Annotated in this window: 44 protein-coding genes and 1 pseudogene; 7 read left to right on the top strand and 38 right to left on the bottom strand. The window is 32.2% G+C overall.

Going from position 1 to position 24433, the window contains the following annotated elements; all coding sequences use genetic code 11:
* Positions 1-6 precede the first annotated feature (6 nt).
* The 8 genes from MUA21_RS05355 to MUA21_RS05320 all read right to left on the bottom strand — a co-directional run bounded on the left by MUA21_RS05355 (position 7) and on the right by MUA21_RS05320 (position 6334).
* Complete coding sequence (locus tag MUA21_RS05355; protein ID WP_262562061.1) at positions 7-1725, bottom strand: hypothetical protein; 1719 nt, start codon at positions 1723-1725, stop codon at positions 7-9.
* Between the two features lie 53 nt (positions 1726-1778).
* Entirely contained in the window at positions 1779-3173 is a 1395-nt protein-coding gene (gene terL, locus MUA21_RS05350) for a phage terminase large subunit (protein WP_262562059.1), read from the bottom strand.
* Positions 3173-3634, bottom strand: coding sequence for a helix-turn-helix domain-containing protein (locus tag MUA21_RS05345; protein WP_262562057.1), 462 nt, complete (start codon positions 3632-3634; stop codon positions 3173-3175). Before MUA21_RS05345 ends, terL begins: the two co-directional genes overlap by 1 nt.
* Before the next feature lie 201 nt (positions 3635-3835).
* Positions 3836-4285, bottom strand: a complete 450-nt coding sequence (locus MUA21_RS05340; RefSeq protein WP_262562056.1) for a hypothetical protein — start codon at positions 4283-4285, stop codon at positions 3836-3838.
* Positions 4286-4311: 26 nt separating this feature from the next.
* On the bottom strand, positions 4312-4794 hold the full coding sequence (locus MUA21_RS05335) for a Holliday junction resolvase RecU (protein ID WP_262562055.1): 483 nt from the start codon (positions 4792-4794) through the stop codon (positions 4312-4314).
* On the bottom strand, positions 4787-5029 hold the full coding sequence (locus MUA21_RS05330; RefSeq protein WP_262562054.1) for a hypothetical protein: 243 nt from the start codon (positions 5027-5029) through the stop codon (positions 4787-4789). The genes MUA21_RS05335 and MUA21_RS05330 overlap by 8 nt, the downstream gene beginning before the upstream one ends.
* 958 nt (positions 5030-5987) lie before the next feature.
* The gene (locus MUA21_RS05325; RefSeq protein ID WP_262562053.1) at positions 5988-6203 is read right to left on the bottom strand and encodes a hypothetical protein; all 216 of its coding nucleotides are present in this window, start codon (positions 6201-6203) and stop codon (positions 5988-5990) included.
* The gene (locus MUA21_RS05320; protein ID WP_262562052.1) at positions 6200-6334 is read right to left on the bottom strand and encodes a hypothetical protein; all 135 of its coding nucleotides are present in this window, start codon (positions 6332-6334) and stop codon (positions 6200-6202) included. Before MUA21_RS05320 ends, MUA21_RS05325 begins: the two co-directional genes overlap by 4 nt.
* A gap of 98 nt (positions 6335-6432) precedes the next feature.
* Here MUA21_RS05320 and MUA21_RS05315 point away from each other — a divergent pair, with 98 nt between their 5' ends.
* Positions 6433-6891 carry a hypothetical protein gene (locus MUA21_RS05315; RefSeq protein WP_262562051.1) on the top strand — a complete coding sequence of 153 codons (459 nt, stop codon included), beginning with the start codon at positions 6433-6435 and terminating at the stop codon, positions 6889-6891.
* A gap of 120 nt (positions 6892-7011) precedes the next feature.
* Complete coding sequence (locus MUA21_RS05310; RefSeq protein ID WP_262562050.1) at positions 7012-7167, top strand: hypothetical protein; 156 nt, start codon at positions 7012-7014, stop codon at positions 7165-7167.
* Positions 7168-7239: 72 nt separating this feature from the next.
* Here the strand turns inward: MUA21_RS05310 and MUA21_RS05305 are convergent, their stop codons facing one another.
* The 28 genes and pseudogenes from MUA21_RS05305 to MUA21_RS05170 all read right to left on the bottom strand — a co-directional run bounded on the left by MUA21_RS05305 (position 7240) and on the right by MUA21_RS05170 (position 18612).
* Positions 7240-7452 (bottom strand): DUF1381 domain-containing protein, encoded by a 213-nt coding sequence (locus MUA21_RS05305; protein WP_262562049.1) that lies wholly within the window; start codon positions 7450-7452, stop codon positions 7240-7242.
* A gap of 20 nt (positions 7453-7472) precedes the next feature.
* Positions 7473-7952: a helix-turn-helix domain-containing protein gene (locus MUA21_RS05300; protein ID WP_262562048.1), complete on the bottom strand. Its 480-nt coding sequence runs from the start codon at positions 7950-7952 to the stop codon at positions 7473-7475.
* A gap of 38 nt (positions 7953-7990) precedes the next feature.
* Entirely contained in the window at positions 7991-8173 is a 183-nt protein-coding gene (locus MUA21_RS05295) for a hypothetical protein (protein WP_262562047.1), read from the bottom strand.
* The gene (locus tag MUA21_RS05290; RefSeq protein WP_262562046.1) at positions 8166-8390 is read right to left on the bottom strand and encodes a helix-turn-helix domain-containing protein; all 225 of its coding nucleotides are present in this window, start codon (positions 8388-8390) and stop codon (positions 8166-8168) included. Before MUA21_RS05290 ends, MUA21_RS05295 begins: the two co-directional genes overlap by 8 nt.
* A 15-nt stretch (positions 8391-8405) precedes the next feature.
* Positions 8406-8750 carry a hypothetical protein gene (locus MUA21_RS05285; protein WP_262562044.1) on the bottom strand — a complete coding sequence of 115 codons (345 nt, stop codon included), beginning with the start codon at positions 8748-8750 and terminating at the stop codon, positions 8406-8408.
* A 47-nt stretch (positions 8751-8797) separates the two neighbouring features.
* A complete protein-coding gene (locus MUA21_RS05280) occupies positions 8798-9355 on the bottom strand; it encodes a dUTP diphosphatase (protein ID WP_262562042.1) in 558 nt (185 codons plus the stop codon).
* On the bottom strand, positions 9356-9565 hold the full coding sequence (locus MUA21_RS05275) for a hypothetical protein (protein WP_262562040.1): 210 nt from the start codon (positions 9563-9565) through the stop codon (positions 9356-9358).
* Positions 9566-9694, bottom strand: coding sequence for a hypothetical protein (locus tag MUA21_RS05270; protein ID WP_262562039.1), 129 nt, complete (start codon positions 9692-9694; stop codon positions 9566-9568). It lies immediately after the preceding gene.
* A complete protein-coding gene (locus MUA21_RS05265; protein ID WP_262562038.1) occupies positions 9695-10003 on the bottom strand; it encodes a hypothetical protein in 309 nt (102 codons plus the stop codon).
* Positions 9969-10322: a DUF1140 family protein gene (locus MUA21_RS05260; RefSeq protein WP_262562037.1), complete on the bottom strand. Its 354-nt coding sequence runs from the start codon at positions 10320-10322 to the stop codon at positions 9969-9971. Before MUA21_RS05260 ends, MUA21_RS05265 begins: the two co-directional genes overlap by 35 nt.
* Before the next feature lie 17 nt (positions 10323-10339).
* The gene (locus MUA21_RS05255; RefSeq protein WP_262562036.1) at positions 10340-10585 is read right to left on the bottom strand and encodes a hypothetical protein; all 246 of its coding nucleotides are present in this window, start codon (positions 10583-10585) and stop codon (positions 10340-10342) included.
* A gap of 248 nt (positions 10586-10833) precedes the next feature.
* A complete protein-coding gene (locus MUA21_RS05250; protein ID WP_262562034.1) occupies positions 10834-11052 on the bottom strand; it encodes a DUF3269 family protein in 219 nt (72 codons plus the stop codon).
* A gap of 2 nt (positions 11053-11054) precedes the next feature.
* Positions 11055-11447, bottom strand: coding sequence for a hypothetical protein (locus MUA21_RS05245; protein ID WP_262562033.1), 393 nt, complete (start codon positions 11445-11447; stop codon positions 11055-11057).
* A gap of 11 nt (positions 11448-11458) precedes the next feature.
* Positions 11459-11962: a hypothetical protein gene (locus MUA21_RS05240; protein WP_262562032.1), complete on the bottom strand. Its 504-nt coding sequence runs from the start codon at positions 11960-11962 to the stop codon at positions 11459-11461.
* A gap of 49 nt (positions 11963-12011) precedes the next feature.
* Positions 12012-12515: pseudogene (locus MUA21_RS05235) on the bottom strand (single-stranded DNA-binding protein).
* A gap of 3 nt (positions 12516-12518) precedes the next feature.
* Positions 12519-12908: a hypothetical protein gene (locus tag MUA21_RS05230; protein WP_262562031.1), complete on the bottom strand. Its 390-nt coding sequence runs from the start codon at positions 12906-12908 to the stop codon at positions 12519-12521.
* 11 nt (positions 12909-12919) lie between these two features.
* Entirely contained in the window at positions 12920-13645 is a 726-nt protein-coding gene (locus MUA21_RS05225) for a BRO family protein (protein ID WP_262562030.1), read from the bottom strand.
* Positions 13646-13723: 78 nt separating this feature from the next.
* On the bottom strand, positions 13724-13966 hold the full coding sequence (locus MUA21_RS05220; protein WP_262562029.1) for a hypothetical protein: 243 nt from the start codon (positions 13964-13966) through the stop codon (positions 13724-13726).
* Positions 13960-14745 carry an ATP-binding protein gene (locus MUA21_RS05215; protein ID WP_262562028.1) on the bottom strand — a complete coding sequence of 262 codons (786 nt, stop codon included), beginning with the start codon at positions 14743-14745 and terminating at the stop codon, positions 13960-13962. The genes MUA21_RS05220 and MUA21_RS05215 overlap by 7 nt, the downstream gene beginning before the upstream one ends.
* An 11-nt stretch (positions 14746-14756) precedes the next feature.
* Positions 14757-15533, bottom strand: a complete 777-nt coding sequence (locus MUA21_RS05210) for a DnaD domain protein (RefSeq protein ID WP_262562027.1) — start codon at positions 15531-15533, stop codon at positions 14757-14759.
* Positions 15534-15545: 12 nt separating this feature from the next.
* Positions 15546-15797 carry a hypothetical protein gene (locus tag MUA21_RS05205; protein WP_262562026.1) on the bottom strand — a complete coding sequence of 84 codons (252 nt, stop codon included), beginning with the start codon at positions 15795-15797 and terminating at the stop codon, positions 15546-15548.
* Positions 15790-16446, bottom strand: a complete 657-nt coding sequence (locus tag MUA21_RS05200) for a recombinase RecT (RefSeq protein ID WP_262562025.1) — start codon at positions 16444-16446, stop codon at positions 15790-15792. The genes MUA21_RS05205 and MUA21_RS05200 overlap by 8 nt, the downstream gene beginning before the upstream one ends.
* 11 nt (positions 16447-16457) lie before the next feature.
* The gene (locus MUA21_RS05195) at positions 16458-16610 is read right to left on the bottom strand and encodes a hypothetical protein (protein WP_262562024.1); all 153 of its coding nucleotides are present in this window, start codon (positions 16608-16610) and stop codon (positions 16458-16460) included.
* A 121-nt stretch (positions 16611-16731) separates the two neighbouring features.
* Entirely contained in the window at positions 16732-17694 is a 963-nt protein-coding gene (locus MUA21_RS05190; protein WP_262562022.1) for a YqaJ viral recombinase family nuclease, read from the bottom strand.
* Between the two features lie 92 nt (positions 17695-17786).
* Positions 17787-17924, bottom strand: coding sequence for a hypothetical protein (locus MUA21_RS05185; RefSeq protein WP_262562020.1), 138 nt, complete (start codon positions 17922-17924; stop codon positions 17787-17789).
* A gap of 57 nt (positions 17925-17981) precedes the next feature.
* Positions 17982-18176: a hypothetical protein gene (locus MUA21_RS05180; RefSeq protein WP_262562019.1), complete on the bottom strand. Its 195-nt coding sequence runs from the start codon at positions 18174-18176 to the stop codon at positions 17982-17984.
* Positions 18151-18384, bottom strand: a complete 234-nt coding sequence (locus MUA21_RS05175; RefSeq protein WP_262562018.1) for a helix-turn-helix transcriptional regulator — start codon at positions 18382-18384, stop codon at positions 18151-18153. Before MUA21_RS05175 ends, MUA21_RS05180 begins: the two co-directional genes overlap by 26 nt.
* 18 nt (positions 18385-18402) lie before the next feature.
* Positions 18403-18612 carry a helix-turn-helix domain-containing protein gene (locus tag MUA21_RS05170; protein WP_262562017.1) on the bottom strand — a complete coding sequence of 70 codons (210 nt, stop codon included), beginning with the start codon at positions 18610-18612 and terminating at the stop codon, positions 18403-18405.
* A gap of 187 nt (positions 18613-18799) precedes the next feature.
* Between MUA21_RS05170 and MUA21_RS05165 the strand changes: the two genes are divergently transcribed.
* From MUA21_RS05165 to MUA21_RS05145, 5 genes are read left to right on the top strand one after another with little or no spacing between them, the layout of a single operon-like run.
* The gene (locus MUA21_RS05165) at positions 18800-19180 is read left to right on the top strand and encodes a helix-turn-helix domain-containing protein (RefSeq protein WP_262562016.1); all 381 of its coding nucleotides are present in this window, start codon (positions 18800-18802) and stop codon (positions 19178-19180) included.
* A 27-nt stretch (positions 19181-19207) separates the two neighbouring features.
* Positions 19208-19870: a hypothetical protein gene (locus tag MUA21_RS05160; protein ID WP_262562015.1), complete on the top strand. Its 663-nt coding sequence runs from the start codon at positions 19208-19210 to the stop codon at positions 19868-19870.
* Positions 19871-19929: 59 nt separating this feature from the next.
* The gene (locus MUA21_RS05155) at positions 19930-20277 is read left to right on the top strand and encodes a helix-turn-helix domain-containing protein (RefSeq protein ID WP_262562014.1); all 348 of its coding nucleotides are present in this window, start codon (positions 19930-19932) and stop codon (positions 20275-20277) included.
* Between the two features lie 35 nt (positions 20278-20312).
* Entirely contained in the window at positions 20313-20768 is a 456-nt protein-coding gene (locus tag MUA21_RS05150; RefSeq protein ID WP_262562013.1) for an ImmA/IrrE family metallo-endopeptidase, read from the top strand.
* Positions 20765-21850: a tyrosine-type recombinase/integrase gene (locus MUA21_RS05145; protein ID WP_262562012.1), complete on the top strand. Its 1086-nt coding sequence runs from the start codon at positions 20765-20767 to the stop codon at positions 21848-21850. The genes MUA21_RS05150 and MUA21_RS05145 overlap by 4 nt, the downstream gene beginning before the upstream one ends.
* Before the next feature lie 84 nt (positions 21851-21934).
* Here MUA21_RS05145 and MUA21_RS05140 read toward each other — a convergent pair whose 3' ends face one another.
* Complete coding sequence (locus tag MUA21_RS05140) at positions 21935-22174, bottom strand: YneF family protein (protein ID WP_262562010.1); 240 nt, start codon at positions 22172-22174, stop codon at positions 21935-21937.
* A gap of 211 nt (positions 22175-22385) precedes the next feature.
* Entirely contained in the window at positions 22386-24374 is a 1989-nt protein-coding gene (gene tkt, locus MUA21_RS05135; protein ID WP_107525845.1) for a transketolase, read from the bottom strand.
* Positions 24375-24433: the final 59 nt, after the last annotated feature.

Genomic DNA, 24433 nt, shown 5'->3' with positions numbered 1-24433 from the left:
TAACACCTACTCATTCACGTTAGATTCGTTTATATTTTGTTCGTTGGATTCAATTGGATTACCAAACTCATCTAATGGATTACCGTTATCATCACGATTATTCATGAAGTTTTGTAGCGATTGATTACCTAAATCTAAACTCATGCTATCACTTTGTGTCTGATTGCTTTGTATTCGCTCGATTTCTTCTTGTAACCATTCTTCCGATTTTTCCGGATTGATACGTCTTATTGTTTCTTCTAAAGATTGAACGCCTGCATTATATTTAGCGATATTTTCAGTGCTTACTTCTTCTTGTGGTTTCGGCAACATATCTTTAACGATAATGTTTGGTCTTTCAATAATGATTTCATTGTCCTTATCATTCGCAAACCACAACGCCGATTCAAAAGCGTTTTGTAGAAACTCAACATAATCATCACGTATCTTTTCGGATTTGATGACTGATAACATTAAGTCATAGAATTTAGCAACGCCGGACTGTGTGCCACTGCTTTGTTGTTTAACTAATTCAATAGCACTTTCGGACGTTTGCGTTTCTGCTAACATCATACGGATAATATCTTTAACATAATTCATATCGCCAATTTTACTTGTATCAATTTGGTGTATCTCCATTGATTGACCGTTTTCATCTATTTCTGTGACTTCTAAATTACGGTGGTCTATCTTGTTCTCGTCCCCAAATTTATCAAGCGCAATTGCTTTAAGTTGTTCCATTGTTCCTTTTGGTATAGATATTCTAGGCTTGCCGTTACGTTCAAATGTTTGCGCCGTACGTGTAACCGTCCAATTGATTTCTTCTTGCTTGCCTGCAATACCACGTAAAGCCGAATTACCTAGTTTGTTCGTAAATGTTGGGTCATTCGCAAGATAAGTTACAAATGTTCTTTGTCGTCCTCTAAACACTTTATGACCGTCTGCTACATCGATTTGTAGTTTCTCTCGGATTAATTCCGGTTCTTCGACTAACACAAGATTATTTTCATCATTTGATTTATATAATCTATCTAGTGTTTCGATAGCTTCTTCGTTTTCTCTTTCGGTATAAACGTGAACATACCTTACACCGTTTTCTTCTTCTTCCTGCGTTGGTTCTAGTTCGTATACTAGGTCAACGCCTAAGCCGTCATCATGTGGAAAGTAAACGTTACGTTCCTTAATATCAATTGCTATCTTGCCATTCTTAATCATTGGTACAGCTACAATGCCACCGTCAATTTGTAATTGGTTTAGGTTCATAGTGTGATTGATATTACTATTCTTTTCTATTTGGTCTATCACTTCTTGTTGCTTATCTGTTGTTTGACCGTTAAAGTCGTTTGTTTCTGTTTGTTCTATAAATTGTTCTTGCCCTTGCGTCTGTGTGTCCACTGTAGCTTGTTGTGTGTCATCTAGCATATCCTGTTGAGCCAAACTATCATTTGGATAATTTGTTTTAATAGCATTTAATGTGCGTGCTACAAGCATACTAGGTAAATCAACAATCACACGACTTATGTTAATCATTAAGTATGGCGTACGAACATTCTTTGAAGCTACTTTGTTTTGTGTACTGTACACATCTATAATCTCGCCTTGTTCAATTAAGTTAACAGCACGTGGAAATAGTTCATGGTGTCTGCCTTCATATAATGCCCTGTAGTAATACATATCATCATGTACTTGTTTAATGACTTCTTTATCAAATTTAACCCATGTGTTATCCGGATTTCTATATTGCATTGCGTCCCTCCTAATATCTATTTTCGTTATCTAATAACCTTATACGTTACATTTTACCATGCATTACCTGTAATCACACTAGCCGTTGGTTTAGATGCAAAGTAGTTTAATGCTTGTGTCATAGAATCCACTGTATCGTCATGTACTGCGTTATCGAACATTGTTAATTCGTCTATAAAGTCATCAACACTGGGAACCTTTTTACCAACATATACATTCCCTGCCTCAAAGAACGGTGTTACAGCGTATGCTCTTGCTACCTTACTTTCTTTAGGTGTAATGGGTATGATACCACTAACCTTTTGTTTTAAAGTTGTTATGATTGCTGGACCGTTTGCTTTATCCTCAATCAATATTTTTCTGCATTTAGGGTGCTTATTCTTCATGCTTTCAACAGCTCTAACACTTTGTGTGAAATCCATTTTGGCACGTATTTGGTCGATTAAATAAAAGTCTGCACCTTGTTTAATCCATACTTGCCCGACTGCATAGTCACTTGATTCACTATCTTTAAATGTAAAGTCCCAACTCATTAACATATCATCATAACGTGGTGGCACTCTGTCATAGTATTGTACCCATTCACGCTTAAATATCGTACCTTGTGCCGGCGACGGTCTTTGTTGGTATAAAGACGCCCATGTTCTTGAACCTACTTCACGTTTTTTAAGTTCTGCCCATTCTTCATCAAAACCTAATTCTCTACATAATGGCTCCCCTACTTCACGATTTAATAAATCGTCGTCATCTTCTGCGATAGCCGGTAACCTTAATCTTTTCCAATCATACGGCGATTGTTCTAACAAACGACCTATAAAATCATCTTGATGCCAACGGGTCATGATAACTATAACGCTTGCACCGTCGTGTAAACGTGTAGACAATGTACTTTCCCATTCGTCCCAAATATTTTCACGTATTGTTTTACTTTGTGCCTCTTTTGCGTTCTTGATTGGGTCATCAATTACCATTAAATCAGCACCTTGTCCGGTAATACTGCCTCCGATACCTGTAGCAATCATGCCACCGTTATAATCTGCTAATCCCCAATCTGTTGTACTATTGTTGTCTGCCGATAAATTAAGATTGAATAAGTCATTAGAAAATTCTTCAAACTTGTTACGGTTTAATCTACCAAATTTACGGGCTAAGCCTTCCGAATAAGCCGATGCTATAACTCTCTTTGTAGGGTTTTTCATTAAGAAATACGACGGAAATGTTTCGGTAACCGTCATTGACTTACCATGACGTGGGGGCATTTCAATCATTAAGTGCATTTGTTTGCCGTCTGCTATACTTTGTAAATAATCACATATCAAATCAGTATGTGCGTAATGTTCAAAATTTCCATGATGTGCCGTTTTAACATAACTACGATAACTACGCCTTGCACTTTCACGCTTTGCCTCTCGTATAATTAATTTCTTTTGTTCTGTTGTCATCGTCATTATTCATCACTCATATTCGCTAATTTTTCTATGTCTTTATCACTTAATCCGGATAAATCAACTTTTTGGTCTATGCCACCTGCATGTTCAATATTTTGTTTTTCTCGCCATACTTCTTGCTTACGGTTTTTAAGCCAAAATATTTGTGCTGTTGTATTTGGTTTTGCGTATTTTTCCACGTCTACAACTTCGCCTGTATCTGTTAGTTGTTGTTCTGTATATTTAAAGCCTAGTGCGTTTTTAAACAAAGCGTTTTCTACTTGCCTATCAGCACTATCACGACTAACCTTTAAGGCGTTAAGAAAGTTAGAATCCCTTTCTTGCCATTTGTACAATGTAGGCTTTGTGATACCGATATTATGGGCTATCTGTTCCATTGTTAAACCGTCCCTCGCCCAACCTTGCACACGTACTAAATTTTCTTCTTTTAACCAATCCTCTAATCTTATACGTTTAGCCATTGTTCCACCTCCTAACTTAAAATATGGTAAAAAAATAAACGTCACTTAATTAAAAGTGACGTTTTAAACAAAATAAACAAAAGAAAAAGCTAAACAAAGAAAAACATTAGAACACCAATTAATGATGTTCTGAAATGATTTTACCACCTGTTTATAATTACAACCACGTTTGTCATTCACTGTAATAAACGTCACTCGCTATTAAGCAATATCATGCTTTTCTTTATACTGCTTATATTCTTCATCTGATTTACACATGATTTGAGCTATTTCATTAATGATGTTTTGTACTCTTGTGCGTTTAACTCTTAATGTGTCTGCAATGTATTGGCATGTATGCCCTTGTATTCTTAAAGCAAAAACAATAATGTGTTGGTCTTTGTGCAACTTGTATGAATTGTTATCAACAAATGCAATCTTTTGTTCTAGGTTTTTAATCACATTGTTACTTCTCATTAATTGCTTTGCTTTCTTAAATGTAGGGTCACTTACACCATTCCCTTTAGGCATCATAGCATCTTCGCCGTATGCCATTGCCCCTGCGCCTGTTTCTACACCATTGTTATATTCTTCAACTAAACACTGCAATGTATGTACATCATCATTGTATGTTTTAAGCATATTAATAACTTGCTTTGGTTCGTATATCAAAATAGCACCTACTTTTCATAAATTCGTTATGCAATATTCAAATAATCATAATAAACACCGTTCTTACTTTTGATTTGTGTTTTGTTTTCTCTAAACCAATCTAACGAAATTGATTTACGAGTTAAGTTATTTTTTAAATACACATATTCACTAATAGTGAGCTTATACAGTTCATTTTCTTTCGTGAATAGTATTAGTATAAACGCTAAGCCTTTTTGCTTATGTGCGTGCTTTAAATAGCTTTCTTGATGTGGTTGTAATCTACTAAATTCAAATCTAGGCACACTACATTGTTTTGCGTCGAAACACACAAATTGACCTTGTGAAACACCTGTAAAATCAACGGTGCTTTTCTTTGTGTATCGAAATGTATTTTTACGTGTGTTTCCGGTCATGGGTGTTGGTATTTTATCTATTAGCGCTAAATCACGTTCTAAATACTGATTATTGGATTTTTCTATGACTTTTTCTAAAAAAACGCCTCTATTCTTGTATATGGTGTTACTCATTAAATAGCACTTCTTTGCTTTGTAATAAATCAGTTAAATTATGAAAAGAAGCTGTCCCAACGTGTATTGGGACAATGTTTAAATTTTTGATTTCCCAACCACCTATGATTTCATCGTCTTTATTTATCATTACCATGTTTGGTTCTCCCGGAATCGAATACATAAAATAGGTTTCGTTTGTATCTTCACTTATATGTTCACTTTCAAAATTAAGTTTGTCATAATTAATACGCAAAATAACGCCTCCCGAAATAAAATAACTTTATGCGTTACTTGATGTTATACATATAACTTTCCGGTTTCTCATAAACATCTTTAATATTTGTTTTGGGTTTGTAATTCAAATAACCTTTTGTAAATTGGTATATTGTTTTTGAACATTCCCAAAAAGATATAATAAAAAACGCACTTGTGATTTTCATTATAATTTTTCTCATATAATCCCTCTTTCATTTCAATAACATAACACGTTACTTGTGTCATTATTGTATCATTTAACGTTACATAATTCATGTTAGATAAATAAAAAAACCATTGAAATTAATCAATGGTTAAAAGGAGTTTGTAAACATAGCCTGACTTACGTCTGCACTAAAAATAAACAGAAAACTATAAAAATAATATAACTCAATATTGAGAGGTCAAACAATGAGCCTATACCGTTATAATAAAACATAATCCGTTACTTTTCAAATGTAACGTACAAAAAAACAACGCCTTTTATTGACGTTGTTTGAATATAATATAGTACTAATTTATTGCATAATAAACCGTTTATAAGTTGTAAATGAAATTTGAAGTACCAGGTTACAACTAAATCAGCGTGTAATTAATATAACGTATAACGTTATTTATTGCAAATAAAAAAACGGTTCTGCAATTAATACAAAACCGTTTCATTCGTGCTAAATGGGTATATTAAACTGGGAATTATAAAAGTTAGGTTTGAACGACCTACAACTTATGATAACGTAATATGTTACTAAATGCCAATCAAAATCATATTAATTAACAAATAAATGGTTATCGTTAAAAATAGTAATATCGTTATTGTAATTAAGAATATCCCCATAACTGTTTCTGCATTTTCTTTATACTTAATGCCTTCCTGCATTGTGACGATACCGTCAATAAATGGGTACAGAAGCAACACATAAGATATAATATAAAGTATGATTGTTAACACCTACTTGCTATAGTATTTTAAATTGTATAGCCTCTATATCCCTCTCAAAAAGCGTGTGCGTTTTTTTAGCTTTATCAACAACATACATTCTTGATATTTGATAACCTTCGCTATGAATATCCTCAATGAAATCAAATATGCAATCCTCGATAATTTCATCTTTTGTTAAAACGGTTATTATTTCGCCTCTGTGTAATTTATTCGTAATCAATTTCAGATTCATAAAACAACACTCCATAACCAATATGCACCAGCACCCAATACCAATACTATAAATAGCGCTAATGTTATCATAACGATTGCTACAAGTACGTTTATTATCTTATTTTCGTTTTCACTTAAATTATTTTTCATTTTATCCCTACTTTCTTTGAAATTAATTTTGAATTTGAATAGATGTAAAGTATAATATATTTATACAATTAAATGTTTAAAGGAAGTGACACAACTAAATGGAAATTGGGACTTTAATAATTTCAATATCTGCCTTCGTTGTTTCGTTATTAACGTTTCTACACAAGGTTTATACCAATCGTTTTAAATCAACTGCAAAGGTTTTAAGTATACATGAGGTGTCACATAATGGTTTCTATATGAAAATACTTATTACCAACCATTCTTCTAACCCTGTATCAATTACTAGCGTGCATGTGGACGGTATTATCAACGTTAATGAAAAACAAGTCGCTTTAGGTGGCAATGAAACTAAATCGCCATTATATACAGATAAATTGCCTGTTTCTATAGGTGGTTATGGCGCTGTTTCACTGATACTATTCTTTCGTAACATCAAAAGGCTTCATGAATATGATGAAATAGTACCAATCAAAATAAATACATCAAGGAAACCAATTAATGACGAAATAGAAATTAAAAATTTACAACAGAAATTATTTGAATTAAGAAATTAGAATTGCTTCATAATACTTTATTAATTTCTATTTAACTAAATTTGGTTTTTATTGAGGTTTAAAACCACTTTTTTAAAGGTTATATTAGAATCAAATCTATTATTAAAGGGGTTCTAAACAATGAATACAAACGGTTCTAATGTAACTAACATTAATTGGGCAAATATCAGAAAAAACATCGAAACAATTAATAATACAGATTTTCATGTGGTTATTGATAATCTGAATAAAGCGAAACAAATAAATCAACAAAAGACGATATTAATTCTTTTATAAGCATAACTGTTTGATATACAAAAAATATAAAAGCAAATGCCCCAATAACGTAAAACAAAACGTCTAACATGTTCAACCTCCATTTTTAATTCGTCTTGAAACTTCATTTAACTTACCTGCATAATAACCCATGTTATCCCTGAATTGTTGCATGTCCAATTTTGCTTTTAATTCTACTGGATTTTCTGCTTCGACAATTTCAAAAGTTTCATTTTCCTTTATTTTTGTTGCGTCTATAAACACTTCGCCTGTATAGTGTTTTGTTTTTTTAACTAAATATTTCATTATGAGACCTCTCTTAATAATTACTTTAATATATATAGTTTTATCATAGGTTTTATGATTTCCTTAATATACTTCTTCATATTATTATCTATAATAATCTCTTGTTTTGTGCCATCTATTTCGATGTCTAATGTAGCGTCATTTGAAATTGAACTTAATATATAGTTTAAATCATTCTTTTCGTTGTTCTTATTCAACGAATTATATTTTATTTGCTCGATATATTTTTCTCTTTCCAATATATTTAACTTATCTGTTTTATTTAAACTTTGTATACGTTCCAACAATTCACTCATAACTTCTAATTTATCATAACCATATTTAGTAAATGCTTCTGCAATACGTACAACGATATCTGCTTTCGGAGATGTTTGGTTTCCTTTTTCAATGTTATATAAATACGTTCTACTCATTGAAGCATCAATTGATAGTTGTCTGTTACTAACACTCACATTTTCACGTAATCCCATTAAATATTGACCTAGATTTCTATTATTCATAAAAACCTCATACCTTCCTAACACATCATAATTTTAAATTAATCCAACAATTCATCTGCTTTTGCTTTAACTTGTTGTCGTTCATGAGTTGTTACTTCATTCACTGCTTTGTTTGAAAAATTATCTAGTTTGTAAGAATGAAAATAATATGCATTTACTAACCATTTAATCAATTCATCTTTATTGTTAATGTTTTCCAATTGTTCTTCTACACTAGGCATTGTTACACTTCCTAACTTCTGTATCATCATTAAATAAATAATTAACCGAAACGTCTAATTGTTTTGCTAAATAAGCGACTACATATATTGATACATTCTTTCTATTGCGTTCTAAATCGCCTATGTAGCTTTGTGACAATCCAACTTGCCTTGATAGTTCACGTTGTGACAATCTTCGTTTACGTCTATACTCTTTTAAATTTTCGCCAAAAGTCATTCAATCACTCCTTATTCATTTTCTTAACATCTCTTTAATCGCTACATAATCTGGTGCAAACACACCTGTTATATTTAAAATAACGAACGGCAACCCCATTAAAACAAAAACACCAAGACACACTAATCCAGCCGTTATAAAATCTTCGTCCCTATATGTTTCATCTTCATTTACAACTTTACTATGCTTGAAAAAGAATAAGAAAACACCAACACCGATAAAAGCAATTAACAATCCTAAACTAATAAAAATCAAACTTTCTACCCATACACCATGTACATATGTTTTAAAGCCTTTTTCTCCAGCACCTTGTAAATACTGACCTGCTTTATCTAAATAATTTAATACCTCTTTATCCATACACTCATTCCTTATTAAGTATTTCTTTAACTTTTTGAAGTATGTCTTTATCTTGTGCCACTGGAACCGAACCCTTTTGTTCCCCTTGCTGTTTCTTCTTCGAAGTCATCTACTAATTCAACCTCCCCGGTAAATATAGGTACAATTACTAATTGGGCTATTCGGTCGCCTTTATTGATTTGGTACTTTTTACCTCGTGCAACTTCAAAAGGGTTGCCATTGTCTATTTTTTCGCCTTTAATGTCATAAACTAATGGTTGTTCGTAATTCTTTTCTAACCTCTCGTTATTTTGTATTGTTTCCCAATCTAAACGCTGTTCATCGTTTTTAATATTTATCCCCATGCCATTACGGAATCCACTGTCAATCTTGCCTGTTTCTATAACTAAACTTGTTTTACTACTTACACCACTTCTTGAAGTTAGTAAACCCACATAACCTTTAGGAATATCTACAGCAACATCTGTTTGAATAATTGCTTTGTCTTGTGGTTCTAGCACCTTTGTTTCTGATGCGTATATATCGTACCCTGCATCTGTATCATGGTTTCTTTTTGGTAAAGTTGCATCGTCACTTAATAATTTTACTTTTAATGTGTTTGTCATTTATTTATCCTCCTTATCTAACTTTTTCATATCTTTATCTTTCAATTTATTATTTTGTTCTTGTGGATTTTTGATAGCTTTACAAATATGATTAGTTGCTACTGTTATAGTTGCTACTATTAATAATGTATCGCCTTTGAAATTATAAAATTTATTTAACCCTTCTTTGAGATTTCCGTATACTCGTTCAAGTTCATATAATGAATACATTTATTTATCCTCCTTAATAGCTTTCTTAAAAGCCTCGTTACTTAATGGTATCGCTTGTATGCTACTATCTTTAGTTAGCTGTAATTCTGTAAGTGGTTGCGTAACTGTTAGTTCCATTTCTTCTGTCATTTACTTGTCCTCCTTATACAAATGTCGTTTCTCTAAATCGTCCATGACAATCCCCATTCCGATAAGTTGCCTATCATTCGTATCAATCTCTAGCATATCTTCACGCCAATCTTTCAAAGCGTCCCACATGGTACGGTGTGTAGTTAATTTTCTCGTAAGACCTGTAAGATGTTTGTTTTCACGTTCCAATCGTTCTATCTTTGCTTTATACCAAATTACATCGCCTATTAAATTGTCGTGTTCAGATTTGTATTGGTCACGTTCTTGTTCTAACTTATGAATAATGTGCTTTTGCTTTTTTGTTTGCATTATTTTCACTACCCCTCATTCTTTTATACTTCTCAAACGCAATATCGTACTTCTGAATAAACTTGTATCTGTCTTGATGTAACTTCTCACTCCATTGCGTGTATTCGTCCATTAAAGCTAATTCTTCTAAAAGTTGTTGCAACTCAAACTGTGTTTGTTCCATGCCTTCTATTGCTTTCCAATATTGCCTTGTACTCACTTCTGCGTTGTAACTTGATTGACTAAATTTTAAAAATCGTTTATATGTTTGGTCTGTTTTCTGAAATAGTGATTTAACTATCAAGTGTGCATGTTTTAGTAATAAGTCGTTCGGTGTCACTTTATCCACTCCTTTAATCAAAAACTTTTAAATAATTCTAATTGCTTTATCTCTGTATTTTTAATTTCTGTCGCTTTTTCTTTGCTATATTCAATGTCGTATTGACCGACAAAAAAGCCTTCGATTTTACACGTTTTATTGTTTTCGTCTTTGCCTAAATACATATCAATATTGCCTGTTTCGTGTTTAAAAAATTCAATAAACTTAACCCCGTCAGTCCCTATTACTAAAGTTTTGTGTTCGTTCCAAACCTTTTTAATCATATTTTATCCCTCTTCACTTTTTAGATTGTTGCAATAAATAATAAAATCATCGTTGATTTCAACTTTAATTCGTCCAATTCTAATCACTGCTGTACAATCGCCGTCGTTATATATTAAGTCATCTACAACGCCGTAATGTGATTGTGTGTCCTTTTTTAACGAACCAAATTTCTTGTTCTTGTAATAACTCATGTGTTTTCAAATACACAAAACCCCTCCTGACGTTATAAAGAAACGTAATCCGTTACTCAAAATTGTAATAAATCATCTAAACTTATCTGACCTAGTTCATATTCGCTTACAACGTCGAAATTACGCTTAAATTCGTTTAACTGATGTTCGGTTAACCATTCATCTTTATAGCTTATATTCGTCCCTGTGTGTCCTTTCAAATGGAAGTCTGAATCATTGTTTTTATTGATTGTAGCTACTTTATTTCTTGAATGGTCGTATAAGTAGAATTGCAATGTCATTCCTCACTTTCAAAGTCTTTATCAAATTCGATTTTTACATCGTGTAACTTTGCTAAATCACTTGTGATTGATTCGGTAGGGTCTGTATATCTCGTTACAATATCGCCTATCGTATCTATGGATAAATTCATATTACTTAATTTCAAAACGGCTGTTAGCAACTGGTTGTAATCATAATCTTTCACTTGATTAAAAATATCTTGCCATTCCTCGTTATTAGTTTCATAAGTAATAACTGCCATTATCTGTGGTGTGTCGTTTTTCGGACTAATACTTTTGTAGTCGATTGGAAACATAACTGAATGACTACTTATAAAATCATTTAATTTATCTTCAAATTCTTCCATATTGCTTAAATATCCCGTTATTGTTTCAACTTGTACACTCATTTGTTAGCCTCCTAGAATTGTTTCATCATTTGATTATATGTTGCCGTCCAATATTGACTGAATTTAACTTTTTTGGCTTTTTCTTTCTCTCTTGCTATACGTTTTGCTTTTCTCTCTCTTTGTCTTTTGTCTTTTTGGATTCTCTGATTTTTATTAAGTTCTTCGATGTATAACCGTTCGTACATATCTTCCATGTTTTCCCTTACTTTTCTTTTTATAGCAATGTCAAAAGGTTCTCCGTCCCCAATGCGTGAATAAACTCTGGTTAATTCAACGCCTATTTCTTTTAAATAAAAATACTCGTCGCTTGAAAGATGATACAACTTACCTCTAACTTTTAATTCTTTATAAATTAATCCGTTATCTGCTTGCTTAAATGTTCGAGGTAAGCCAACACTTTCTTTAATCGACCACCCTTGATTAATTATTTTGTTAAACATTTTGTTTGTTACGCAGTTTGCTTGCATTGACTGTTTTTGTTCATCTGTTAATTTCATAATTGGTTCTATGTTCATTTTTATTACTCCTTTATAATCATTAATTTATCCATTGTGTATTTTTACATTAAAACGGCAAATCATCCTCATTTATATCAATCGGACCATTCGCATTATTAAACGGATTGCCTTGTTGTTAATTACCTTGTGATTGGTTGTTTTGCTGTTGCCAATTGTTTTGCGCCTGTCCTCGTTGTTGCTGTGATTGTTGATTGTTAAAGTTGCCCTGCTGTTGTGCATCTTCGTTATTTCTGCCTGTATTGATTAACTGAATATTATCTGTTACTACTTCGGTTAAAAATACTGTTTGACCTTCATTGTTCTCAAACTGTCTTGTTTGCATACGTCCATGAATATTACATAAATCGCCTTTGTTCAAACGGTCGTTTGCAATTTGTGCCGTACCTCTAAACGCTATAACGTTAATAAAATCGGCTTGATACTCGCCATTTTTATCTTTAAAACTTCTTTGTACGGCTAATGTAAACCTTGCAACTTGTACACCACTTGTTGTTACTTGAAATTTAACTTCTTTTGTTAATCTTCCACTTAAAGCTACTGAATTAATCATTTATTATTCCTCCAATTTCATAAAATTTTTAAACATTACTATTTGATTTATTAAACGTCGTTTGTTTTCTTCTTGCTCTAAATCCCTATATGCTTCAACAATAATGTTTATTGCTTCGTCTTTATTCAAATGTTGTATGTTTCCGTTTTGCCTATAAAACGTTTCATTGTCTGCAAAAAGACTTGTAACGGCATATATCATGATTTTTGCTATAGCATTTTCGTTACTTTCAAAATCCTCTACTTTCAAATTTAACGATTTAATAACCTTCATTCTCGTTTGATACATGCTTTCAAGTTCCCAATTGTCTATTAAATATTGAAAATCTTCTAACCCACCATGTAATAAATCTTGTATGATTTCATTTTCTAAATCATTTAATAAATCGTTCATTATCTAACCTCCTAGATTGCTTGTTTTTGACTTTCTTCGTTCACAATTTGTTTTGCTAAATAGACTGTTGATTGTGACGGATACCAATTTAAAATCATTTCTAATACATCATCAAAATGTTTTTGTTTTAATTGTGTTCGGGTAACAATGCCTGTCATTCGTTTAATTTGTCCGTTAATATCTTTGTACAACTCTTTATTAATGTCTTTTAAGTTTGGGAAACCGTATACAGATTTAATGTATTTAACCCGTTTAGAAACCGAAATACTGATTTGGTTATATTCGCCTGTATCTAGCCTTTGATTTTCTTTTATATCTTTTACCTCGTCTTGCAAGTAATCCACTTGCTCTTTTGTTTCCATTTGTGCTTTCATTGTTAGTTGCAATTGTTCATTTGCTGTCATAGGTGGTTGATAACTTCCATTTTTTCTAATCTCTTTCAAAATCCCTTTGACTTGTTTTTTAAACACTTTTGCTATAGATTTCCTAGATTGCATTAGTATTTCGTACAATCCATGTTCTGTTAAAAACCAGTATTCTCTATTTTGACCCGAAACGTACAATGTACGTTTTAGCTTTTCATCATCTTCTACCAAACCAACCATGCGTGATAAATCTGTGTGTCCAATCCATTCAGCTACATCTTTAGCTAAAAACAATGGTTCTTCAGCTGTTCCATAAATCGAAAATTCATTACCTAATATGTCTTTCTGTTCTAAAACTTTTAATTCGTTCATTGTAAGACCTCCTAATTTGTTATAAAATATCATAATTCGTTACTAATTTACGTTTAAATGCTACTCACAACTTATATATTAAACGAAATTATAGTTTTGGATATTTTGTATATGATTATCGTTTTGCTTTAATTTGCTACCTCTATTTTCTTTGTGTGGTTTCACTTCCAAAATTGCTTGATTGTTTGCTTGTTTATATAACTGTCTTTCGATTTGATAATTTAGCTTGTCCTCGTCCCGTCCTGCGTAATCAATTACCTTTTGTGCATATTGCTTACTACAATTTAAAATTTCTTGTATCTGTTTTATCTGCGTTACCATGCGTCGCCCTCCCTAAAATCTTCGCCTATAACATTTAAACGTTTAGCGTTAAATTTCATTCGTGAGTATACTCGTTGCCAATTCAAATCGTCGTTTAGTTGTTTGTTGCTGTAATTCGTTGTAAATATGTTATTTAATCCTGTTCGATTGTCTACTATATCTGATAATTTACTTATTGCATGTGCGCTGTCATCAACGCCTACATCGTCCAATACTAATAAATCTAAATTACTTAATTGTTTTATAATATCCTCGACTGTTTCACTTGCATCATTTTTGTAAGTTGATTTTATCCGGTTCATTAATTTAGGAATGTGCATAAATGCCACTTTATAACCTTGATTCTTTAACGCTTTAGTTATTGCAAAGGCTAAATGAGATTTACCAGTACCAATAGAACCATGTATTATTAATGACTTTGGATTATCTACTGAAAAAGTTTTAACGTATTCAACGGCTACATCTTTCGCATTCTGTTGTGATTCGTTCATCGGTTTATAATTGTTCACTGTAGCTTTTTTGATTGAAGGGTTGATTTGAGATTGATTAAACATTTCATCAATCTTACGTTGTTCATATTCTTTTCTACGTTTTTCGGTTGTTGCTTTCGCTTGTTTTATATTTTCACACTCGCAACCGTCTTTAACAGTGTAGCCACTTTCAAATTCATGTAAATCATATTTATGCCCACAATGTTCGCAATACAGACCATAAGTAACGTTTGTAGCTTCGTACTGTTTGAGCTGTTTTTTTAATTTAGGACTTATTAATTTTTGCATTTGTTTACCTCCTAATACCAATAGCTAGGGTCTTGCATTGCTTCTTTTAATGCTTGCCCTGTTAGTTTTCCGTCAGTTCCTGTACTTTTAAATGAACGCCTGTTATTTCTCACTTGAATATCTTCTATCGTTTCTACACCGTCGTTATACCATGATTTCAATATAGAATTTACATACTTCCAATTTAGAACATTGTTATTAACTGATTCTTTCATAGCTTCAATAACAATTTCATTGCCATTATCTTTAAAATCGTCTATCCAATAACTTATCTGTTCTGCTACAAATGGTTTTAGTATTCCAAATCCGTTTTCTTGGTAAAAATCAAACGGCGACTGCTGTACACTACTACCGTCATTATTAGTACTATTATTATTAGTATTATTATTATTAGTTAAATCATTATTAGTAGTTCGCCCTTTTCGGTTTTCCGATAATCGGTTTTCCGTTTTTCCGTTTTCCGATAATCCGTTTTCCGATAATGGCATTTCGGTTGGTTTTTCATAAACTAGATATTCATAACCGTTAAAAACACCAGTTTCACTTCTTTTTTGCTTTCTATGAACATAACCACATTCAATTAATTCTTTAACACCATTATTTATTGCTTTTTGACCGTCGCTCATATGTTTTACGACTTCTGATGTGTATATTTGCCAATCGTCCGGTCTGCTTAAAAAGTATAATAATATACCTTTAGCTTTAGCACTTAATCTTTCATCAAATACAAACGTTTTATGAACAATTACAAAGTCGCCACTTTCTTTTATCGTTCTAAATGTTGCCAATTTTTCCACCTCTTAATTCCAATGTGTTAATTTCGCAAAAACTCTTTCATGTTCCGTTGTATTCGTTGCTATCCAATCTTCTAAATATCTTAAAGATTCGTTAGCTACAAATTCTAATTCGTGTTCACTTTCAATCATTTCTTGGTATATAATTTCATTTTCTGATAAAGGTGTAAGCATTAAAGCTACACCCTTATCAGTTAATTCAATGTTTTTATTAAATTTAAAACCTTTATATAAAAATGTTCCCTTATTACTATGCATTGTTACCCTCCTGCAATTGTTCCGGTTGTTCATTAACTTGTGAATAGTCTGTAACATCAATGATATTGCCGTCGTCATCTAATTGTTGCGCTTTACTATCGCTTGATACTGCATCGTTCATTTCAATTGATTTGGGCGCAAATTTTAACAAGTCTTTTAAAACTGTCTTTTTAGCCATTGCATTAAAATTGGTCTTCCACGGGCTTTGCCAACCTTTTTGAACAGCTTTAGAAAATTGTTTTGCGTGGTCGTCTATTTTTGCCTTACTCCAATAAACAAAGTCATAACCACCATTTAACAAGTGATAGACTGCGTAATAGCCAATAGGTTCACTTTGTGGATTGTCTGCCGGTTTGTGTACTAAATCTTTTTGCAATCCGTACTGATATTCAAAATAATCTTCCGGGTAAACCTCATGAGCGTATATTGCCTTGTATTGCTTACTACGGTTAGCAAGTTCTATCATACCTAAATAAGAAACCTGTAATTGAACCTCTTTGCCATATGGTATTAAATACGCTTGTCCTAAATTAGTGTTGGGTTCTAATCCGATTTGTGACGATTGCATCAATGCACCAATTAATGATTTCGGGTCACATTCTAATAATTTAGGTGTACTAGATACTGCCGTCATTGCTATACGTGCCATTCTTTCGGCGCTCATGTGTTGTGGTAATGCTTTTTTATTTGGGGTGCCATTCTTTCTAACAAGTTGCTAATTTGTTGTTTCGGTCCTACTGCTTTTTGTTGGGGTTGGTTATTGTTTTCTTTCTTTTGTGCTACTTGATTTTTAAATTGATTTTGAGTTGCCATGTTTATTTCCTCCGTATACGCTTTATATAAGCGATAATTTGTTTTTTGGTAGTTTTGTTCGTAAAACTTAATTTTGTTTAATGTGTGCTTTCTGTGTACAATATAAAGTTACTTTATATCATTATCCGTTATTTTCTTTCACATTCAAAGTACGTGTCGTGCTTGTTTTCTTATATTGCTCGTATAATTCGGGGTGTTCTTCTTTGAATCGTTTTGCATCAAATGTTTCTCGATTCTGCTTTTTCCAACTCGCTTTGTAATCTGATACTTCGCCAAACTCATTTTCGCCTAATAACTCTTTGAGTTTGTTTTGATGCCCTTTCAATTGTTTATCTAAATCTTTTTGTTGTTTCTTGATTGATAAAATACTTTTAAATAATGCCGTTTTTTCTTCGTCAAAGTTAACTACTTCCGGTTGTGTATTTTTCCAAAAATTGTTTAATGCCTTTGAAGTTGCTTCGCTGTCGTCTGCCGGTGGTCGTTGCCCTTTAACAATATATTCATTCCAAAACTCAACTTCGGCATTTATAATATCGTTAATAACTTCATCGTCACGTTCGATTGGTTCGTAATGAAATTCGCTATTGCCAAACAATACTGCTATATATACAACGTCTACGCCTGTGACTGCCATATAGTGATAACATTGAGCCATGTAACTTGCCGGTACGTTCCCGTCTTTCCATTTATCTTTTTGAAACTCACTTGTTGTTTTACATTCCAATAAAGCATTTTCGCCAACGACTACCCTATCAACATTGGCACTTATAAATTCATAATCTTTGTGATACATCATTTTGTTATGTTTGCGTACTTTCTTACCTGTTGCATCTTCAAATAGTTTCGCTACAAATTGTTCATTGTAATGACCGAATTTAACTTGTATTTTGTCGCTTATATCTTCCTCGTATTCGTCTGCCCACATTTTCTTTTGCCATAAAGTGAACGGACTTTCGTAATTATTCATGCCTAAAATCGTTCCACAATCAGAACCACCAATTGAATGTGTTCTTAATTGTTTCCATTCTTCATCGCTCATGTTTTTAGTGTTTATAGATTTCAATTGATTCATTCGGTAAGACAATGTTTTTCCCTCCTGTTATAATATTGTTACAGACATTTTTATCAATGTTTTATTTCTCTCTGTTAACGTCCGGTTTATTATCGGGCGTTTTTTTATTTCATATTTCTTTCGGCTCTCAAATCATCGTTCATGCTTTCTTCTAAATAACCAAATGCATTTTCTTTTTCGTCCTCGTCGTGCATTGCGTCAATTTCTGATAAACCGTAAATTTCTCTGATTAATTCATTCATCTTCTTGTTACCTCCTATAAATAATAGCGTTACTCTATAACATAATTCGTTACTCATTTATAAAAAATTTTGAACGTAATATTTTCCTAATAATTTAATACCTGCAACAATGCCCATAAAAATAAAGAAATATAAAAACATATGCCATGTACCGTCTTGAACAAAATAAGAAGTGAAATAAGTACAAACAAAAGTCAGTGTTACAGCTGTTAATATTAATGCTATATCAAACAATTCTTTTAATATTTTCATATTCTTCTTCCTCCCAAAATAAATCATCTAAAGACATTTTGAAAAATTTTGCTAGTGTGTGCATTTCCGATAAAACAAAATTCGTTTTCCCTTTTTCCTTATTGCAATATGATTGAAGTGAAATGTTTAAAAGTTTCGCTATTTCTTCTTGATTTAAGTTTTTTCTATCTCGTTCGTTTTTCACTTTTAACCTTGCTATGTTTCCCATTTAATTAACCTCCTAGTTTTATTCTTCAATATCTATTTCAAAATAATCTTCCAATTGACCGTCTAAATATTTAGCCAATTTCAATGCCCCTTTTAAAGTCGGCTTATCTCCTACAATGTTATATAAGTTTGTAGGCGACATACCAATTTCTTTTGACACCTGTTTTAAGTTTGTTTCTCTATTCGCTAACGCTACATTAATTTCTTTTCGCCTTGCTTTGATATTCAATTGTCTACCTCCTGTTCACAAAGTATAAAATTTTGTTTACTTCAATAACTTTATGTATATAATGTATAACATTCTTTATACTTTGTAAACAGTTTTTTTATATTTACTCAAAATTTGTATCGAAAAACGTTACTTTTTATTTTATAATAACGTATAAAGTGACTAATAAATATGTGGAGGTTTATTAATGAGTAACAATGAAAAATCAGTTGAAGAATTAAGTGACGTGCTGTTGACTGCTCGTAAAGATAAAGGATATTCATTGCAAAAAGCGTCGATTAAAACGGGTATATCTCATTCTTTTATTTCTCAATTAGAAAGAGGCAAAAGACCTATACCAATCCCAAAAATATTAAGACAATTTGCTGAAGGTTATAACCTTGATTACGAATATTTAATGGTAAAAGCTGGATATTTAGACGAACCTAGAACCAATGTTAATGACGACTATTTAATGTTCAAGGATAAAGAGGCTTTTGACAGTTTAACGCCGGAAGATAAACAAAAGGTGCTAACTGCCCTGCACGAACAAGCCGATTTTATGATTGCTAAATATAAAAAAAAATAAAGAAGACTAAGTGTTAGGAGTACAATAATGAAAAAAGCAACAGCTCTATTAGTATCAAGTTTTCTTCTATTATCTGCTTGTGGTAATCAAGAAAAAGGTATAACACAAAGTGATATAGATGAACTTGATAAAAAAGAAGAAAAACAAAACGAAAAAATACACGACCCTTTAAAATTTGCTAAAGCCGATAAAAATGAAATTTTTGTTTCTGATGAAGGTATGGGCGAATTTAAAATGTTAAAAAAATACACAAATTCAAATTCTGATAAAAACGGCATAACATCAGTTAGCAATAATGGTTTTGATTTTAATTTCTCTTATATGTTGATTCAAGATGTTAGTACAGAAGAAAAATATCTAGCTTACTTCGGGGAAATTGTTAACAATACAGATAAAAAATTAGAATTTCTAAACAAAGTCAAATTCGTTACAGACACCGGCGAGCAATTAACACCCGAATTTGGAATAGGAACCGGCGCATTAAATGAAGATTTATCAAGTGGTTCTAAAACTAAAGGATTTCATAAAGTGAAATTAGAATATGACGATGAAATACCTAAACAAATTGGTGTAACTATAGATAAAGTTGATGATAATGAAAACATGGAACATTACGGCGATGTACAAAAATTACAACTATCTACAGACGGCAAACCTAAAGAAAATGTAGCGCTACCTATTGAAATGTAAAGCACAGTAGAATTTGCGATAGCAAAAACGACATAAAAAAATAAATGAGGCGATAAAATATGGAAGGATATAGCAAAAACATTAAATTTTTTAGAAAAAAGAAAGGTTTAACCCAACAACAATTAGCTGATAAATCGGGACAAACAAAACAAGTCATTTCAAATTTGGAACGTGGTTACAGTTCGCCTAATAACAAACAACTTTTACAAATAGCTAGTGCGCTTGACTGCACTACAAACGACCTGCTAGGCGACGACAGAAACAACGAAAATTATCAATCAATTATGTTTAAAGATAAAAAAGCGTTTGATGAATTACCAAATGAAGAAAAGACAAGAATTATACAATCATTGGAGGACCAAGCCGATTATTTAATATCAAGAAGTATTGAAAAAGATAAACGCTAATACCATTTGGGGCAAACCTATTAAAGGGGATATTTATGTTAATTGACGATACAGTAAACGATTTAACGAATGATTTAATTAAAAATGATATAGCACCAACTATAGATAGTGTTTCTGATTATTTAGACATAATCGTTGTTTATAACGATTATATGAGTTGTAACATGAACGTAAAAGGTTACAAGGTAATATATATTAAAACCGATGATTCACGTAAAATGTGGGAAGATTTTACGCATGAATTAGGTCACTTTTACTTACATGAAACAGACCAAAGACATATGCACGATATGTTCAACGAAAAACAAGAAAATGAAGCAAATAAATTCAGTCTTTTATTCAGATTGCCACAAATTGAAATAGAACAAAATGAACTATTTACAGAAAATGAATTAATGGAATATTTTAATGTTTCATATGATGTAGCAAGACAACGCTTAATAAAACTATGCAATTATTATTGTAATGATGAAAAAGGGATTTTAAAATGACAGTTCATAAAGACCCAAACACCAATAAATGGTTTTATTCTGTAAGAGTTGAGAACGTACACGGCGAAAAAGTACACAAGAAAAAAAGAGGATTCGACAAAAAGAAAGACGCTTTAATTGCCCAACAAAGATTTTTGGAAACATACGATACAGAAATTGAAGCACAATATACATTTCGTGAAATAGCCGAAAGATTTATGCAATATTCAAACGGACGTAAAAAAGAAACTACGATTTACAATCAAAACAATTTAATAAACCACATTTTGATTCCACATTTTAAAACTACACCGATAAAAAATATCAAACCAAAACACATTGATGATTTTTACCAATCTATTTTTGATAATTATAGTAATTCAATGTTAGCCAATATACGACGTAATTTATCTGCTATTTTTAACTTTGCTGTTAATTTTTACAATCTATCACGCAATGTTGTGAAAGTTGTTTCACTGCCAAAACATGAAGAAAGACGCAAGCAAGAGTATTGGACAATTGACGAATTTAATCATTTTATAAATGTAGTAGATAATATAGTTTATAAAACGCTATTCATGGTCTTGTTTTGGTCCGGCGCTCGTAAAGGCGAAATACTAGCCTTACGGTATTGTGATGTTAATTTTGAAAATGAAGAAATCGAAATAAATAACTCATGGAACGATAAAACAATAACTACGGTCAAAACTACACCGTCTGAACGTACAATAACGGTTCCTAGTCACGTAATAGAACAATTAAAAGAATTAGAACAATATCAAATCGATAAGTTCAAATACATTAATAATAACGATTTTATTTTTACAGTTAGAACGATAAATAAACCAATGGCATTAGCAAACGTGAACAAACAATTTAAAATCGGTATTGAAAAAGCAAACGTCAAACCAATTAAAGTTCACAATCTACGCCATTCACACGCAACACTATTGATTAATAACAACGTACAGCTATACACAATATCTAAGCATTTAGGACATTCAGATATAACAACAACTGCGAACACGTACGGGCATTTATATCCGAACACCGAAAAGGAATTACAAGCTATACTAACTAATGCCTATAATAAAAGTTTATAATTTTGTTGCCAATTTGTTGCCAGTAGCAAAAATGACGGTATTTATTGACACTTACAAAAGTGCTTTAAATACCGTCATTACGCATTATTTAGACTTCTTCATATTGGAGTCCATGTTTTTGTTCATCATTGTCATCATTTGATTTATTTTCTTTTGAGATGGTTTTTGACCCATCTGCATCATCATCATTCGTAGCATTTCTTCATTAATTGGCGGGTTCTTTTTCAAATAATCCATCATATATTTTCTCGCAAGGAAAAATCCACCGACTAGTCCTAGAATAAGTGCTAACACGATTAATAAAATTGCTAACCAAGTTGCCATTGTTTCACCCACTTTCCTATCCTAATGCATTTTACTAAAATAAGCACTCCTTTTCAAGAGTGACTCAATTCATTTATATTTCCAACCTTATGTATTATATCAATTATAATTTCAGTTTGTAAATATAATCCAATTTTTTATTTATAAATAAAAATTGGTATGAGAACAATTGCTCTCATACCAAAATATTAGCTATCTTTTATACAAATGATTAGAACGATTGAATTTGATTTAGGACGTTTTCTTTAGTGAAACCATATTTTTCAACTACTAAATCACCAGGCGCACTTGCACCAAATCCATCAATACCAATAACTTTACCTTCAGTACCTACATATTTATGCCACCCTAATGATGATGCCATTTCTATAGCTACACGTTTTGTAATTGAAGATGGTAATATTGATGCTTTATATTCATCTGATTGTTGATCAAATGCATGCCAGTTAGGCATTGATACAACACGTACACCTTTACCTTGTCCTTCTAAATCTTTAGCAGCTTCAATAGCTAAATTAACTTCTGAACCTGTAGCTAATAATAAGAACTCTGGATCTTTATCTGATTCAAACACCACATAAGCACCTTTACGTACACCTTCTTCAACAGTTTCTTTAGGTAAATCCATTGTTGTTAGGTTTTGACGCGTTAGTACTAAAGATGTAGGCGTACTTTCTGATTCCATCGCTACTTCCCAAGCTACACGTGTTTCATTACCGTCTGCTGGGCGAATAACATTCATGTTTGGAATTGCACGTAAACCAGCTAATTGTTCGATAGGTTCATGTGTAGGACCATCTTCACCAACAGCAATTGAATCATGCGTAAAAATAAACGTTGAATTTAATCCCATGATTGCTGATAAACGAAGTGCTGGTTTTAAATAGTCACTAAAGACGAAGAAAGTTGCTCCATATGGGTGTAAACCACCATGAGCTGCCATACCATTCACTGCAGCACCCATTGCAAATTCACGTACACCAAACCAGATATTTTTACCTTCAGGTGTATCTTTATCAAAATCAACCGCATCTTTAACGTTTGATTTATTTGAACCTGCTAAGTCAGCTGAGCCACCAAAGAATGAAGGCACTGTTTTACTAAGTGCTTGAATGACTTCACCAGAATCTGCACGTGAAGCACCACTATGTCCTGCTTCAAATTCTGGCAATTCATCTGAGTAGTTCGTTGGTAATTTACCACTGATTGCTAACTTAAATGATTCAGCTAATTCTGGATATTTTTCATTGTATGTTTCAACAAGTTTATTCCAGCTTTCTTCTTTTTCATTAGCACGTTTCAACATTGTTTGTTGGAAAATTTCATATACTTCATCAGGTACGTTAAAGCGTTTTTCAGGATCCAAACCATAGTTTTCTAATGCTAATTTTCTTTCTTCTTCACCTAATGGAGCTCCGTGTACACCATGAGAAGCTTGTTTGTTTGGTGCGCCGTAACCTATGATTGTTTTTACTTCGATAATTGTTGGTACATCAGAAGCTTTAGCTTCTTTAATAGCATTATCGATAGCATCTATATCATTACCATCTTTAACTAAAATATGTTCCCAACCATATGATTCAAAGCGTGTTTTAACATCTTCAGAAAATGCTTTGTTTAAATCACCGTCTAAAGAAATATCATTTGAATCATATAACACGATAAGCTTATCTAATTGGTTATGACCAGCTAATGATGCAGCTTCATGCGAAATACCTTCCATTAAATCCCCATCAGAAGCTATCACATAAGTATGGTGGTCTACTACGTTAGCGTCTTCTTTATTAAACTTACCAGCAAGATGTTTTTCAGCCATCGCCATACCTACAGACATAGCAAAACCTTGTCCTAATGGTCCAGTTGTTACTTCAACACCATCTGTATGTCTAAACTCTGGATGACCTGGAGTTTTTGAACCCCATTGTCTAAATTGTTTTAATTCATCCAATTCTAAACTACCTGAAACATGTAATAAACTATAAAGTAACGCAGAACCATGCCCTGCAGATAATACAAAACGATCTCTATCAAAGAAATCTTTTGATTGGGGGTTGAAATTTAAGTGGCGTGTCCATAATGTATATGCCATTGGAGCAGCTCCCATTGGTAATCCAGGGTGACCTGAGTTTGCTTGCTCAACAGCATCGATACTTAAAGCTCTTATCGTATCTATTGCTAATTGATCTTTTTCTTTATTCATCTAAATGACTTCCTTTCTTATAGCAAGTTTCAGTACTATTATACCTTATTTAGTATTTA

Source organism: Staphylococcus ureilyticus (assembly GCF_025558845.1).
Taxonomy (GTDB): Bacteria; Bacillota; Bacilli; order Staphylococcales; family Staphylococcaceae; genus Staphylococcus; species Staphylococcus ureilyticus.
Note: the sequence above shows the minus strand (reverse complement) of the source record. Positions and strands in the feature narration are given on the sequence as shown.